General features: G+C 62.2%; 12 protein-coding genes. 4 read left to right on the forward strand and 8 right to left on the reverse strand.

The features are described from left to right. Positions 1-119: 119 nt before the first annotated feature. A complete protein-coding gene (locus IM739_RS07500; protein ID WP_237370557.1) occupies positions 120-1370 on the reverse strand; it encodes a class I SAM-dependent RNA methyltransferase in 1251 nt (416 codons plus the stop codon). After that, positions 1367-2173, reverse strand: coding sequence for a TlyA family RNA methyltransferase (locus IM739_RS07505; RefSeq protein ID WP_237370559.1), 807 nt, complete (start codon positions 2171-2173; stop codon positions 1367-1369). The genes IM739_RS07500 and IM739_RS07505 overlap by 4 nt, the downstream gene beginning before the upstream one ends. A 520-nt stretch (positions 2174-2693) precedes the next feature. Between IM739_RS07505 and IM739_RS07510 the strand changes: the two genes are divergently transcribed. The 3 genes from IM739_RS07510 (at position 2694) to IM739_RS07520 (ending at position 9087) form a co-directional block, all read left to right on the forward strand. Beyond that, a complete protein-coding gene (locus IM739_RS07510) occupies positions 2694-4613 on the forward strand; it encodes a methyl-accepting chemotaxis protein (protein ID WP_237370560.1) in 1920 nt (639 codons plus the stop codon). A 427-nt stretch (positions 4614-5040) separates the two neighbouring features. Next, positions 5041-7056: a methyl-accepting chemotaxis protein gene (locus tag IM739_RS07515; RefSeq protein WP_237370561.1), complete on the forward strand. Its 2016-nt coding sequence runs from the start codon at positions 5041-5043 to the stop codon at positions 7054-7056. Positions 7057-7242: 186 nt separating this feature from the next. Further along, the gene (locus IM739_RS07520; protein WP_237370562.1) at positions 7243-9087 is read left to right on the forward strand and encodes a methyl-accepting chemotaxis protein; all 1845 of its coding nucleotides are present in this window, start codon (positions 7243-7245) and stop codon (positions 9085-9087) included. 85 nt (positions 9088-9172) lie between these two features. Here IM739_RS07520 and IM739_RS07525 read toward each other — a convergent pair whose 3' ends face one another. The 3 genes from IM739_RS07525 to IM739_RS07535 all read right to left on the reverse strand — a co-directional run bounded on the left by IM739_RS07525 (position 9173) and on the right by IM739_RS07535 (position 10539). After that, a complete protein-coding gene (locus IM739_RS07525; RefSeq protein WP_237370563.1) occupies positions 9173-9430 on the reverse strand; it encodes a DUF2188 domain-containing protein in 258 nt (85 codons plus the stop codon). 11 nt (positions 9431-9441) lie between these two features. Continuing rightward, the gene (locus IM739_RS07530; RefSeq protein ID WP_237370564.1) at positions 9442-9783 is read right to left on the reverse strand and encodes a hypothetical protein; all 342 of its coding nucleotides are present in this window, start codon (positions 9781-9783) and stop codon (positions 9442-9444) included. A gap of 153 nt (positions 9784-9936) precedes the next feature. Next, a complete protein-coding gene (locus IM739_RS07535) occupies positions 9937-10539 on the reverse strand; it encodes a superoxide dismutase (RefSeq protein WP_237370565.1) in 603 nt (200 codons plus the stop codon). Positions 10540-10733: 194 nt separating this feature from the next. Here IM739_RS07535 and IM739_RS07540 point away from each other — a divergent pair, with 194 nt between their 5' ends. After that, a complete protein-coding gene (locus tag IM739_RS07540) occupies positions 10734-11051 on the forward strand; it encodes a hypothetical protein (RefSeq protein ID WP_237370566.1) in 318 nt (105 codons plus the stop codon). Positions 11052-11057: 6 nt separating this feature from the next. Here IM739_RS07540 and IM739_RS07545 read toward each other — a convergent pair whose 3' ends face one another. The 3 genes from IM739_RS07545 to dxs form a co-directional block, all read right to left on the reverse strand. Continuing rightward, positions 11058-11399 carry a YkgJ family cysteine cluster protein gene (locus tag IM739_RS07545; RefSeq protein WP_237370567.1) on the reverse strand — a complete coding sequence of 114 codons (342 nt, stop codon included), beginning with the start codon at positions 11397-11399 and terminating at the stop codon, positions 11058-11060. 10 nt (positions 11400-11409) lie between these two features. Beyond that, on the reverse strand, positions 11410-12582 hold the full coding sequence (locus tag IM739_RS07550) for an MFS transporter (protein WP_237370568.1): 1173 nt from the start codon (positions 12580-12582) through the stop codon (positions 11410-11412). 111 nt (positions 12583-12693) lie between these two features. Next, positions 12694-14613 carry a 1-deoxy-D-xylulose-5-phosphate synthase gene (gene dxs / locus IM739_RS07555; protein ID WP_237370569.1) on the reverse strand — a complete coding sequence of 640 codons (1920 nt, stop codon included), beginning with the start codon at positions 14611-14613 and terminating at the stop codon, positions 12694-12696. Positions 14614-14660 lie beyond the last annotated feature (47 nt).

Here is a 14660-nt window from a genome sequence, read left to right on the forward strand (position 1 = left end):
CATATGCGGCGGATGCAATCATGGGGCGAAATCAGGGACTGCGCAAGCGACTGAAATGCACGCAAAAGACGTATCTGCGTGCAGTCAGATCCGGTATTGCGATGGTAGCCTGGGCCGGTTCAGCCCTTGGTCAGGGTGGCGACCGCCTCCACATGCGGCGACCAGAGGAACTGGTCTATCGGGGTTACCTGGTCGATCCTGTAGCCGCCGGCGATGAGGATTGACAGGTCGCGGGCCAGCGTCAGCGGATTGCAGCTGATCGCCACGATCTTCTTCACCTGCGATTTCGCCAGCTCGGCGCATTGCGCTTCGGCACCGGCGCGCGGAGGGTCGAACACCACCGCATCGAAATGCTTGAATTCCGATGTCATCAGCGGCCGGCGGAACAGGTCGCGCCGTTCGACGCTGAAGGTTTTCAGGCCCTGCGTCATGCGAGCGCCCTGATCCAGCGCCTTGATTGCCTTCTCGTCGCCCTCCACGGCATGCACTTGCGCCTTGCGGGCAATGCGCAGTCCGAATGTGCCGATCCCGGCAAATAGGTCCGCGACCCGCTTGGCCTTGCCGATATGGGCAATGGCGATCTCCGCCATCTTTTCTTCCGCTTCCAGTGTCGCCTGGGTGAATCCGCCCGGCGGCAGCGAAACCCGCGCCCCGCCAAAATCCAGCATCGGCTTGTGCGGCTCGATGACGATCTCGCCATTGGCCGAAACGCGGGCGATGTCGCGCAGCCTGATCACCGCATCGCTGACGGCACGCCGTTCGCGATCGCCCAGACCGCCGCGCAGGCCGTCGAGTGAAATGTCGAGGCCCGTCAGCGTCTCCGTGACCGTCAGGCGGAAGGCATCGGAGCCGCAAGCCTTGGCGATGATCTTCAGAGCGTCGAGCCGGGAGATGATCCCGTTCGACGCGATGGGACATTCCTCGATCGGCACGACATGATGAGTCTCGGCCTGGTTGATGCCGATGACCAGATCCTTCTCGCGCCGACGCACGGTAAACACGATCCGGCGGCGCTGGTGCGCATGCGCCTCGACCATCTCGCTGACCGGTGCCTCTATGCCCTTGGATTGCAGTGCCGCGATCAGGATCTGCCGCTTGAAGGCATTGTAGGCGGGCTTCGCCAGATGCTGCATCGAACAGCCGCCGCAGGTGCCGCCGACGCCGTCGGGGCCGAAATGTTTGCATATCGGCGCGATCCGGTCCGGCGAGGTCGTGGCAAAGGACATGACGGTGCCCTCGCTCTTCACTTGCGCGATCGACACGGTTTCGCCGGGCAGCGCGAAAGGCACGAAGATCGGCCCGATTTCGCCATGCGCAACGCCATCACCCTTGGCGCCGAGGCTCGAAATGGTCACGGTCTCGGCGCTCATTCGGCGTCCTCGTCCATGTCGACATCGGTATCGTCACCGGCGTCTTCGTCGAGTGGCTTTCGCCCGGCCAGCAGGAACTCCTCATTACCGTCGCCGCCGGCGATCGGCGAGGCGATCAGGCCAAGACTGGTCCAGCCCATGTCTTCCGTCAGCCAGCGTTCGAGCTCGGCGGCCACCAGCGGTGCGGTTTCCGGCGCCTTCAACAGGCCAGCCTTGCTGATCGCGTCGCGACCAGCTTCGAACTGCGGCTTGACCAGAAGCAGGCAATGGGCGCCCGGCTCGGCAATCTCCAGCGCTGGCACCAGCGCCAGCTTGAGCGAAATGAACGAGACATCCGAGACGATGAAATCGATCTCCCGGTTGTCGATATCCTCCGGCTCCATGTAGCGGGCGTTGAGGCCCTCGATATTGGTGACGCGCGGATCCGACGCCAGGCGTGGATGAAACTGGTCGTGGCCGACATCGACGGAGGTCACATGCGCGGCCCCGCGCTTCAGCAGCACTTCGGTGAAGCCACCTGTCGAGGCGCCGATATCGAGGCAGTCGCAGCCTTCGGGCGACAGGCCGAAATGATCGAGGCCGGCCACCAGCTTCAGCGCCGCGCGCGAGACATAGTCCTGTGCCGGGTCGTCGATGGTGAAGACATGTGTGGCGGCAAACACCAGGCTCGGCTTGCTCACCACCTTGCCGTCGACCTTGACGGTTCCCCGCTGGATGGCATCGCGGGCGCGCGAGCGGCTGGCAAAAAGGTCGAGGGCGACCAGCAACTGGTCGAGGCGTTGGGGCTCGGGAAGATCTGTCATGCCCCGTCAATGATCCGAGAGGGCCTTCGGCGCAAGTCTTTTGTGCCGATCCGGCCCGCTCTCAGGTCGCATTTCTGCCCTTGTCGGTGCTGGACCCTTGTCGGCTGCGTCGATTTCTGGTTAATTAGCAATTAATTAATAAAATGACTCTAATGTTCGTATGGGTTTGTACAATAGGATCTCCTCCATCCGCCGCAGACCCGGCAAAGCATGCAGCCTGCGGAACCTCCTCCTCCCGGACCGCAGACAAGCAGAAGCCCTCCGGTTTCGGGCCCGGAGGGCTTCGGCGTTTTGGGCGCTGTTCTGTGGCATTGGTGAGGATATCCGTTTTGTTGCCTGCTCACCTGTTTACCTGCTTGCCTTGCCTAAGTCTCGGTGAAGGCTTGTGAAACAAGCGAGGGTAAGCGTTAGGTAACGCTAAATTAAATCAAATGCATTTTATTGAATGACGAAGCATGAGGGCCGATGGACGGCCAGGTGAGGGACATGACATCCCGGTTTCCCCATCGGAGTGTCAAGAATGAAACGCCCAAGCATAAAAGTGGCCATCATTGCCATGCTGTCTGTCATCACGGTCCTGATCGCGACCCTGTCCTTCGTTTCGCTGCGCGGCATCGGGACGCTGAACGGCAATACCCGCGAGATCAGTGGCTACTGGATGGAGCGGCTGGTTATTGCACGCACCATCAAGGGCGATTTCAACCTCTTGCGTCTCGCCTATGCCAAGGAACTGCTGGCTGCATCATCCGACGAGTTAAAACTTGAGACCAATGAGATCGGCAAGGTGGAGGCAGAGCTAGTCAGTGCCATCAAGACATATGAAAGCGGCATTCGCACCGAACGCGGTCGCGAATTGATCACGAAGTTCAAGCAGTCACTGGCTTCCTATGAACAGCTCGGTGACGAACTTCATGCCCTCAAGACTGCCGGCAAGGAACAGGAGGCCATAGCACTGCTGAAGACCGGAATGACCGAAGCCGCGAGCAAGGCCAACGCAGACGTGGACACGTTGGTCGCTTTCGTCGTCGAACGAGTTCGCGATTTTGCCGCCCAGAGCGAAAGTGCCTACCGTTCCGTTCTTACCTGGACACTTGCCATTGCCAGTCTGGCGATCGCCGTCGCGGTCGTTGGTGTACTGTTCGCCGTGACCGGTATTGCCAATCCGATCCGCCGGATTGCCGCCTCCATGCGTGTTCTGGCAAGCGGTGATCTTGCCGCGGAAATTCCCTTTGGTGGCCGCGCTGATGAAATCGGCGATATGGCGTCAGCCGTAGAGGTCTTCCGCCAGGCCGGTCTCGCCAACAAGGAACTGGAGCGCAAGGCCGAGGAAGCGCGCGCTCGCGAAGGCGCGCAGGATGCCGAAAGCCGCCGTCGCGCCGCTGAGGAGGCAGAAAAGCTGCGTTTCGCCACGGCCACACTCGGCGACGGGTTGAAGCGTCTGGCGGATGGCGACATTTCCTTCCAGCTGACCGAGGCCTTCGCCCCCGAATACGAGCCCTTGCGCCAGGATTTCAACGCATCCGTACAGCAGCTGGGCAAGACGATCGCATCCGTCCTGGAAACCGTGCACAGCATCGACAACGGCACGCGCGAGATCGCCTCTGGCGCCAACGACCTGTCCAAGCGCACCGAACAGCAGGCTGCGGCCCTCGAGGAGACGGCAGCAGCGCTGGACGAGATCACCGTCAATGTCTCGAATTCCTCCAAGCGCACGGAGGAGGCCCGCTCGGTCGCCATTCTGGCCAATGAAAATACCCTGAAGTCGGTCGAGGTGGTGTCCAATGCCGTCGATGCCATGCAGCGCATCGAGCAGGCGTCCAGCCAGATCGCCAACATCATCGGTGTCATCGATGAGATCGCCTTCCAGACCAACCTTCTGGCCCTGAATGCCGGCGTCGAGGCCGCCCGCGCGGGTGAAGCCGGCAAGGGCTTTGCCGTCGTCGCCCAGGAAGTCCGCGAGCTGGCGCAGCGTTCGGCCAATGCGGCGAAGGAAATCAAAGGCCTGATCCAGAACTCCTCGGGTGAGGTCGACAACGGCGTGAAGCTGGTGCGCGATACCGGTGTCGCCCTCAAGGCAATCGGCGATTATGTCTCGCAGATTAACCAGCTGATGGACGCCATTGCCACCTCTGCCCGCGAACAGTCCACCGGCTTGGCCGAGGTCAATACCGCCGTCAACCAGATGGACCAGACGACGCAGCAGAATGCCGCCATGGTCGAGGAATCGACGGCCGCATCCGCCACGCTGGCCCAGGAAGCCGGGCGGCTGCGCAGCCTTGTCGGCCAGTTCAAGTTGTCGGGCCAGGGCACGGCTGCACCGGCAGCCGCCGATCGCGGCTATGCCGGCACATCCGCTTCTCGTGCTCCGGCAGCCCCGGTGAGGCGCGCCCCGGCTGTGCAGGGCAATCTGGCCGTCAAGGAAGAGTGGAGCGAATTCTGATTGCTCCGACGACGGAACGCTGGACCTGAAAGCGCCCCCGGTTTGCGGGGGCGTTTTTCGTTTCCTCGGGGCGCCGCCCGACCTCTCAGAGGAGCGCTGCCGTGCCGACGACGGTTTGCAGAATTCCCTCGAGAAAGGCGATGACGAAAGCCGACCTGTATGCAGGCGAAACACGTCGCTGGGGCCGGGCGCCCGGACATTTTGTCGATTGTCCCCAGCCAGCCTTGACAGTCGTCAAAACCGAACGGCGGCGGTAACACCTTGTAAAGTGGTTTGCGCAAGTATCCGCCCGATCGAAGAGAACCGGCGGTTTTCGACGCGCGTCATGATGTTCGCGCTAGCCCGGATCGGATCATGGACCCGCATTATCGGCGCATGTTTGATGCTGCGCATGCCCGCAATCCGCGCGGGCCGGAAGGTTTCCGTTATGTCATTCAAAGACCTGTCCTTGAGCAAGAAACTGATTTTGACCTTCTGCGCCATCATGGCCGGTTGTTTCATTGCCTCACTTGTTGTCCTGCTACAGGCCTACGGCGCCAAGTTTGCCTCGCGTGATCAGGATCGCTCGCAGCGGATCGTCAATCTCGTCGACACTGCTGTTGCGGCCATGCTCGAACAGGCGGTCAACCAGCGCGGCTACCTGCTTGTGCGCAGTGACAGCACGCTGGCTGCGGTCTCGACCGAGCGCCAGGCACTGGACAAGGCGATCGCCGAAGCCAGGACGGTTGCCGCCGGCGAAGCCGATATCATCCGCTCGCTCGATACGATGCGCGCGTCCGCCGACAGCTATGCCAGCGAAGTCGTCGATCCGCAGATGCTCGCGGCCAGAACCAGCGATGCGCCTCTCGCCGAGATCGTTGCCATCGGGCACAAGGAGACCGGCGGCCAGCTCGACCAGTTCCGAAAGGCCGCAGCCGACATCAAGGCGTTGCTCGCGGCCCGGACAGCTCAAACTCGCGACGCGCTCGAAGCCGCCCATCTTCAGCTTGAGCTTGCGCTCTTCTTCGGGTCAGCGGTCGCCGGCGTCTTCGCCATCGGCCTGATCTATCTTCTGGCCCGCTCGATCGTCACACCGATCACAGGCATGACCGAAGCCATGACCAGCCTTGCTGCCGGCAATCACGCCATTGATGTCCCCGCTGTCGATCGCGGTGACGAGGTCGGCAAGATGGCCAAGGCCGTTCTGGTCTTCAAGGATGCGGCGATCGAAACCGCCCGCATGGCCGAGGAGCGTCAGTCGATGCGTCAGCAGGTCGAGGCGGAGCGGCAGAAGACCGAGGCTGAAAAGGCTCGCGAGGCGGAGGAAGTCGGATTTGCCATGGGACAATTGGCCGAAGGCCTGTCCGCGCTCGCCAATGGCGACGTCGTCTTCCGCCTTAACAAGCCGTTCGCCACCCGTCTCGACAGCCTGCGCGGCAATTTCAACGACTCGCTCGACAAGCTTCAGGCGGCGCTTCATTCGGTCGGCGCCAACGCCCAGGCGATCAATGCCGGTGCAGCAGAAATCCGCGCTTCGGCCGATGATCTCTCCCGCCGCACCGAGCAGCAGGCAGCGTCCGTCGAGGAAACCGCCGCCGCCCTCGAACAGGTCACGACCACCGTCAAGGATACCGCAAGACGCGCCGAAAATGTCGGTGAGCTGGTCGCCCGCACCCGTACCGGCGCCGAGCGTTCCGGCGATGTCGTCCGCAATGCGGTCCAGGCGATGACCGAAATCGAGAAGTCGTCTGGCGCGATCGGCAACATCATCGGCGTCATCGAGGATATCGCCTTCCAGACCAACCTGCTAGCACTGAATGCCGGTGTCGAAGCGGCCCGTGCGGGCGAAGCCGGCAAGGGTTTTGCCGTCGTCGCTCAGGAGGTCCGCGAACTGGCCCAGCGCTCGGCCAATGCCGCCAAGGAGATCAAGGGACTGATTTCCAACTCCACCACCCATGTCGGCAACGGCGTGTCGCTGGTTGGCGAAACAGGCATGGAACTGGAAAAGATCGTGTCAGCGGTGCAGGAAATCAGCCAGCACGTCAGCGCGATCGTGACAGCGGCCCGCGAACAGTCGACCGGCCTCCAGGAAATCAACACTGCCGTCAACGCGATGGATCAGGGCACGCAGCAGAATGCCGCCATGGTCGAGCAGCAGACTGCAGCGTCGCATTCGCTGGCCGCGGAAGCCGCATCGCTCAACACGCTGCTTGCCCAGTTCCGCCTTGGGCAGGGCCAGCCTGCACAGGGTCAGGCTGGAAAGGGACACGTGTCCCCGGTTCGCGCTCCCGCTGCCGACTTCCGTCCAGCCGCACCTGTATCGCGCGCCGGATCGCCGAAGATTGCCTCTGCTGCACATCTTGCCGCCCCGTCCCCGGCTCGGGCCCTGGCCAGCAAGCTCGGCCGCGCCTTCGGTGGTACCGCAGCTCCGGCACAGCCGGAACAGGAGTGGTCGGAGTTCTGATCTGCAACCGGGCGTGGGGCGCGCATATGTGTCCAACGCCCGGTCGTGGAACGACAAACATTGTTTAACAATATCTCTCCTTTTGATGGTCAGATCTCGCATTTTTGAACGGAAAATTAACGGCAGATGCCGAATTTGTTACCGTTAACATCGCCGCCGGGAGAGCGGCTCTTGCACGGGATCAATATGTTCAATTCATTGAAGAAACTGCCGCTCTCACTCCAGATGGCTCTGGGCATCGGCATCGCCGTCGTGGCCATCCAGGCGGCAACTGCCGCCTACGAGATATCGTCAGAGCGCCTGACGCTCACCGACAAGGCCGCCAAGCGCGGTGACGCTGCCTTGGACATGCTCGAATCGGTCCACACCCAGGCCATGCTGAACCGCAAGGAAGTCGGGGAAGACGACCCTGCCATCGAGACACTCGATGGCACCATGGAGCAGTTCTCCAATTCCGGGGGTAGCGTCAAGCTATGGCTGGTCATGGCACCGAAAGTCATCGATTTCCAGAAGTCGCAAGGCGAGACCGAATTTGAGGGTCCGCATGACAGTGTCGATCAGCAGGCCATCGCGACCCTCCAGCGTCTGAACAGTCTGGAAGGTGAGCGCTTTCGCATGACCCGCCCGGTCATTCTCGGGCAGGGCAGCGCGACCGATGAAAAATGTGCCTCCTGTCACACCGCCAAGATGAATATCCAGCCGGGCGAAGTGCTGGGTGTCTACAGCGCCGAGGTCGATCTCGCCCCGGAACTTGCCGCCTGGCGCACCAATGCCTGGAAGCGGCTCGGCATCGGTACGGGCGCGCTGGTGCTGATGATCTGTCTCATGGTCCTGATGCTGCGCATCACGGCAATCAATCCGCTGCGCAAGCTCGCCCGGGCGACACAGGGGCTGGCCAACGGAAACCTCGAAGTCGATGTCGGCAACGATGATCGGCGTGACGATCTGGGCATCATGGCCCGCGCGCTGGAGATCTTCCGGGACAACCTTCGCCGCACGCGTCAGCTCGAAACTGAAACGCAGCAGGCCCGGCACGAGGCAGAGGAGCACCGTCTGGCGGTCGAACGCCGAGCGGAAGAAGAGAGTGCCGAAAAGTTGCGTTTCGCGACCGCCGGTCTGGCAGGTGGTTTGCGCCGGCTTGCGACGGGCGATCTCGCCTTCCAGATAGACGTTCCCTTTGCCGAGAATTTCGAGGCACTCCGTCACGATTTCAATGCGTCCATCCGTGAACTGGCCAACACCATGTCCGCGATCCAGAATGCTGCCGGCACGATTGACCAGGGCAGCGGGAACATTGCCGACGGTGCAAGCGAACTGGCCCGCCGTACGGAGAGCCAGGCAGCCTCTCTGGAACAGACCTCCGCCTCACTGAAGGAGATCAACGACACCGTCCACGCCTCGAACCAGCGGGTGACGGACGCGCGCGATGTCGCCAAGAGGGCGAACCAGAGCGCGCTCACGTCGGGCAAGGTGGTGACGGAAGCCGAGCAGGCGATGCGGCGGATCGAGGAGAGCGCCCAGCAGATCTCCAACATCATCGGCGTCATCGACGAGATCGCATTCCAGACGAACCTGCTGGCGCTGAATGCCGGCGTCGAGGCGGCCCGTGCGGGAGAGGCAGGCAAGGGCTTTGCCGTGGTGGCACAGGAAGTGCGCGAACTTGCCCAGCGCTCCGCAAATGCCGCCAAGGAAATCAAGGCGCTGATCCAGAACTCCACCGCGCAGGTCGAGAACGGTGTCAAGCTGGTGCATGGCACGGGCGAGACGCTGGTCGAGATCGGTGGTCTCATCCAGACCATCAACGACCATATGGATGCCATCGCCAAGTTCTCGCACGATCAGTCGAACGGCTTGCGTGACATTGCCGGCGCGGTCGATACCCTGGATGTCGTCACGCAGAAAAATGCCAAAGTCTCTGACCAGCAGAGCCTCGAGGCGAGCCGCCTCGCGCAGGAAGCGGCCGACTTGCGGGTGATGATCGAGCGGTTCAGGCTGGTGGCGGATCACGCCGCCATACGGCGTGCCGCCTGACCGCAGGCGATAGACAACCCGAGAAACGAAGAAAGCCCGTGGCGTGCCACGGGCTTTCTCATTTTAGCCTGTCAGGCGGGCCTTCTTATCGCACTTCGCCAACATCGTCCACGACCGTGGTCTCCGGACGGTCAGCACCGTCGGCATGTTCGTGATGCCAGTTGCCTGCCTCGTCCTGCCAGCTGATCTCGGCATCGCCATCGGCAAGCTGCTGCGCGCCGGCTGCATGCCGCGCGGCACGAACAGCATCGGCATGCGTGGCGAAGGCCTCCGAATAGACCGCGCCGAGCCGATAGGCAAAGCCGTCATCATGTGCAACGACGTGATAGGTGACTTTGGCCATCGCGGTATTCCTTAGTGCCAGGACCAGCGGCTGTCGCGCGGGGCAGGCGTCGATGTTGCCATCAGGTAGCCGATCAGGCCACCGAGGACGCCGATGGTGAGCAATGCAGTCGAGGTCGCGGTCGGATGGCGACGCACCACCCCGGCAACGCTGTCGGCACCTTCGCGCGCATAATCGGCAACCACACTGGCGGTACGGCTCGCGCTCTGCGCAGCACCCTGGACGACGTCATTCGCCTTGTGGCGCAGGTCGATGCTTTTCCGGCTGGCCTGCTGTGCAATGATATCCTGCAGTTCGCTCATCTGCTCGCGCAATTCGCGCAGTTCTGCCTGAAGGGCTGAATTCGTGGCCACGGTAGATCCTTTCACGGTTGTTTCGGATTTCGAAGAGCAAACGTCGGAGGCGTTCAATTGTTCCATCGACCACCGTCTTGCATCGGTGCCGGATGTGCAAAAGCCCGACACGTTTCCGTGCCGGGCTCATCTGCATGACGAATGTCTGCCGAATTACTTCGAGGCAGATTCGTACATTTCCAGGACGTAGTCCCAGTTGATCAGGCTGTCGACGAAGGCTTCGAGATACTTCGGACGGGCGTTGCGGTAGTCGATGTAGTAGGAGTGTTCCCAGACGTCGACACCGAGGATCGGCGAAGCACCGTGAACCAGCGGGTTTTCGCCGTTCGGGGTCTTGGAGATTTCGAGCTTGCCGTCCTTGACGGAGAGCCAGGCCCAGCCGGAGCCGAACTGGGTCGTGCCGGCTGCGACGAAATCGGCCTTGAACTTGTCATAGCCGCCAAGGTCGCTGTCGATCGCGGCCTGCAGCTTGCCCGGCAGCTTCTTGCCGCCGCCGTCCTTCTTCATCCAGTTCCAGAAGTGGATGTGGTTGTAGTGCTGGCCGGCATTGTTGAACAGGCCGGCATTCTTGCCATAGGACTGCTTGACGACTTCTTCCAGCGACAGGCCTTCCAGGCCCGAATCCTTCAGCAGGTTGTTGCCGTTGGTGACATAGGCCATGTGGTGCTTGTCGTGGTGAAACTCCAGGGTTTCAGCCGACATGAACGGGCCGAGCGAGTCGTAGGCATAGGGAAGGGCGGGCAATTCGAAGGCCATGGTGGTATCTCCTCTTGGCAAAAGATTGCGTTTTGGCAGGTGACGGGAACATAGGTGCGGAACAGGGGTGAGGCAACCGCAGATCCGCTAAAATCAGTACGCGAAAGGAAAGATTTGTCTCTTCGCCGCCATCTTTTGCAGCAATGGTTTAGCCGGAATCACAAGGCTCGAATATTCATTCAGAGGGATATGGCATGTCACGCTTCACGCTTGCTTTCGCAATGGCTTTGGCGACGTCCACTTCGGCTTTTGCGTCGTCGGATACTGCCTGGGCGGACTTTGCCAAAGATGTTTCCGCCAAGTGCCTGAAGGCGGTTGAAGGCCGCCTCGAAAAGCCGTCGATTGTTGTCGATCCGTTCGGCACGGAAAGCCACGGTGTCGCGCTCCTGAACGGCAAGGCCGCCGGTGCCGACGCCACGGTCAGCTATTTTTGCGTCTATGACAAGCAGGACAAGACAGTCCAGATCGGCAGCGAATTGCCGGCCGACACACTCGGGGTCACAATCCCCTGATCCAGCCTACTCGAAATAGACGTCGGGTTCCGGAAGCCCGTTCAGGCTGAAGCCGAATTCGGCCCGGGCGATCTTGCATTCCTCGTCACCCGGCATGCAGGTGCGACAGACATGCGGACGCACCGCATAGACCGCGCAGCCGACATGTTTGCCGACCTCGCCGGTCAGCGCCGCGCAGCGGCCGTTCTCGAATTTCATCCCGCTTTCGCCCTTGGCGATCATCGCCTCGGGAATGGCGGCAAGCTCTTCATCGCTCTCCAGCGAAAAGCGCGGCCAGTCCGCCGAATAGGCGCAGCAGGCGCCGCAGCTTTGACAGTCGAAGATTTCCGGGGGCGAGGTTTCAAGCATCGGCTCCGCCTCAGATCCGCTGCCGGATGCGCAGCAGGTTGACCGCAAAGACGAAGGTGAAGACCAGCATCAACAGGCCGGTAAAGATCGGTCCCGCATCAAGCGAGACAAGATCCATGGTGGCACCCGTCGCGCCAGAGCCGAAGGCGCTGCCGATCGCATAGGACAGGGCAAAGACGGCGCTGCCCGACACCAGCAGCCCGCCACGGAAGCGTTCGCCCAACAGGGTGAGGCTGGCCGTATAGAGCGAAAAGCTGGCCGCGCCGAGAATGGAGACTGCGACCAGCAAGCCGGTTTGCGACGTCATCAGCGGCAGGGCGAGAAAAGCGAGCGCGGCAATCAGCGAACCGGAAACCGCAACGACCGGTCGCGATACCCGATCGAGCAGCCAACCGACGAAGGGCTGCGCGAGTGCCGTCGGCAGGGCGACCATGGTAACCACGAAGGCGGCGAAATTGGTCGAATAACCGCGCTCGACGAAATAGAGCGGGATCATCGAGATCGCGGCGATGTCGGAGAAGCCGAACGCGAGCACCATCAGGGTCAGGATCGGTGCAAGCTTGACGAAGGTCACCAGCCCGCCGGCTTGCGATGCCTCCGGCTTGGTCTTGGCGAAACGTCCGAGCATCACCGAGGCAAAGGCCACGAAGGCGACATAGATTGCCGTCAGAGCAAAGGCGAAGCCGTCCTCGGTGCCGATCAGCGGTATCGCCAGCGGCCCGGCGGCAAATCCCGCGCACATTCCGGCGCTGTAGGCGCCCGATACCCGCCCGCGCAGGCGGTCGGGACAAGCCGTGTTCAGCCAGGCTTCGCTGACGGTGTAGATGATGCTGGTGCAGAAGCCGAGCACGAAGCGCGCGGCAAACCACACCCACAATTGATCGAAGACGGAAAAGGTCGCAAGTGCAACCGACACCCCGCAGAGCGAGGCGATGATCAGCCGGTCGCCGCGCATGCGGCGCGTCAGCGTGCCGATCATCAATGTCGAGGATGCAAGTCCGAACGCAAACACCGATGCATTCAGCCCGGACATCGTCGAGGAGACACCGCGGCTTTCCAGGATCAGCGCAATCAACGGATAGGTCAGGCCCTGGCCGACGGCAAAAGCCGTAACGCCGAGGATGACGACGCCGATCGCCGCCCAGTCGGGCGCGAAGTCCTCCGCTGTCGTCAGTGTGTGCATGGTGACCTCCGGGGCGCCCAGGAGCGCCGGCTCATCCTCGCCTCAATATCCGGGCGGGGAAGGGAAGTCCAGCAGGAGAGAATTACTGGTCACGTTCACTAAAGGGAGTAGTCACCCCGCCGCGTTCACCCCGGCTCGGGTTTCGCCGAGCGCTGCAAATACGGTCTTGAGAATGCCGGCGGCATCGAGGCCGGCCTTGGCATACATCACTTCCGGCTTGGCCTGATCCATCCAATAGTCCGGCAGGACCAGCGAACGCATCTTGAGACCACCGTCGAGCAGGCCTTCATTGACCAGAAGATGCACGACCTGGCTGCCGAAACCGCCGACGGCGCCTTCCTCCACGGTGACCAGCACCGCATGTTCGCGCGCCAGGCGCCGGATCATGTCGACGTCGAGCGGCTTGGCGAAACGGGCATCCGCCACGGTCGTCGAAAGACCGGCCGCGTCAAGATCTTCGGCGGCCAGCAAACAGTCGGCAAGCCGCGTGCCGAAGGAGAGCAGCGCCACCTTGGTGCCTTCCTTGACGATCCGGCCCTTGCCGATTTCGAGGATCTCGCCGCGCTCGGGCAGCGCCACGCCGACGCCTTCGCCGCGCGGATAACGGAACGAGATCGGGCCGTCGTCATACGCTGCGGCGGTGCGCACCATGTGTTTCAACTCCGCCTCGTCGGCCGCCGCCATAACCACGAAGCCAGGAAGCGATGCGAGGAAACCGGTGTCGAAGGAACCGGCATGGGTCGGACCATCGGCGCCGACGAAACCGGCGCGATCGATCGGGAAACGCACCGGAAGCCCCTGGATTGCCACGTCATGCACGACCTGGTCATAGCCGCGCTGCAGGAAGGTCGAATAGAGCGCGCAGAACGGCTTGAAACCCTCGGACGCAAGGCCAGCGGCAAAGGTGACCGCATGCTGCTCGGCAATGCCGACATCGAAGGTGCGTTTGGGAAAGAGTTCCTGCAGCTTGTCGAGCCCGGTGCCGGACGGCATGGCGGCGGTGATGCCGACGATCTTCTCGTCAAGCGTTGCTTCCTGCACCAGCGCATCGCCGAAGACGGCGGTATAGCTCGGCGCATTCGGCTTGGCCTTCGCCTGCGTGCCGGTGATCACGTCGAACTTGTTGACGCCATGATATTTGTCGGCCGCTGCTTCGGCAGGGGGATAACCCTTGCCCTTCTGCGTCACGACATGGATCAGGACGGGACCTTGCTGGTGGTCGCGCACATTGCGCAGGACCGGAAGCAGGTGCTCGAAGGAATGTCCGTCGATCGGCCCGATATGGTAGAAACCCATTTCCTCGAACATCGTGCCGCCCGTGACATAGCCACGGGCATGTTCCACTGCGCGGGTGATGGCCCTGTCGATATTCTTGCCGAGATAGGCGGTCAGCTTCTTGCCGAAGTCGCGGAAGCCCATATAGGTGCGGCCGGAGGCAAGGCGCGCAAGATAGGCGCTCATCGCACCGGTCGGCGGGGCGATCGACATGTCGTTGTCGTTGAGAATGACGATCAGCCGCGCATCGAGCGCGCCGGCATTGTTCAGCGCCTCATAGGCCATGCCGGCAGACATCGCGCCATCGCCGATCACGGCGATCACCTTGCGGTCTGACTTCGACAGGTCGGCCGCCACCGCCATGCCGAGGCCGGCGGAAATCGAGGTCGAGGAATGGGCCGCGCCAAAGGGGTCGTATTCGCTCTCGGCGCGCTTGGTAAAGCCGGAAAGGCCGTCCTCCTGGCGCAGCGTACGGATCCGCTCGCGCCGCCCGGTCAGGATCTTGTGCGGATAGCACTGGTGGCCGACATCGAAGATCAGCCGGTCGTCCGGCGTGTTGAACACCTTGTGGATGGCGATCGTCAGTTCCACCACGCCAAGGCCTGCACCCAGGTGACCACCGGTCTTCGACACGGCGTCGATCATCTCGTCGCGCAGTTCGCGGGCGAGTTGCGGCAGGTCGCGGTCTTCGATGCTCCGCAGGTCGGCAGGCAGATTGACCTTGTCGAGAAGCGGGGTGTCGGGCAGGGATGTCACGGGCTCATGCCTCTTCGAGTCGTCGTTGGGTGCGCGATACCATCCCC

The organism is Rhizobium sp. SL42 (assembly GCF_021729845.1).
Lineage (GTDB): Bacteria > Pseudomonadota > Alphaproteobacteria > Rhizobiales > Rhizobiaceae > Allorhizobium.

Coding starts and splice junctions, on each gene's coding strand:
- IM739_RS07540 (WP_237370566.1), top strand. CDS start 10,734: ATGTCACGCTTCACGCTTGCTTTCGCAATGGCTTTGGCGACGTCCACT.
- IM739_RS07505 (WP_237370559.1), bottom strand. CDS start 2,173: ATGACAGATCTTCCCGAGCCCCAACGCCTCGACCAGTTGCTGGTCGCC.
- IM739_RS07545 (WP_237370567.1), bottom strand. CDS start 11,399: ATGCTTGAAACCTCGCCCCCGGAAATCTTCGACTGTCAAAGCTGCGGC.
- IM739_RS07550 (WP_237370568.1), bottom strand. CDS start 12,582: ATGCACACACTGACGACAGCGGAGGACTTCGCGCCCGACTGGGCGGCG.
- IM739_RS07520 (WP_237370562.1), top strand. CDS start 7,243: ATGTTCAATTCATTGAAGAAACTGCCGCTCTCACTCCAGATGGCTCTG.
- IM739_RS07525 (WP_237370563.1), bottom strand. CDS start 9,430: ATGGCCAAAGTCACCTATCACGTCGTTGCACATGATGACGGCTTTGCC.
- IM739_RS07515 (WP_237370561.1), top strand. CDS start 5,041: ATGTCATTCAAAGACCTGTCCTTGAGCAAGAAACTGATTTTGACCTTC.
- IM739_RS07535 (WP_237370565.1), bottom strand. CDS start 10,539: ATGGCCTTCGAATTGCCCGCCCTTCCCTATGCCTACGACTCGCTCGGC.
- IM739_RS07500 (WP_237370557.1), bottom strand. CDS start 1,370: ATGAGCGCCGAGACCGTGACCATTTCGAGCCTCGGCGCCAAGGGTGAT.
- IM739_RS07510 (WP_237370560.1), top strand. CDS start 2,694: ATGAAACGCCCAAGCATAAAAGTGGCCATCATTGCCATGCTGTCTGTC.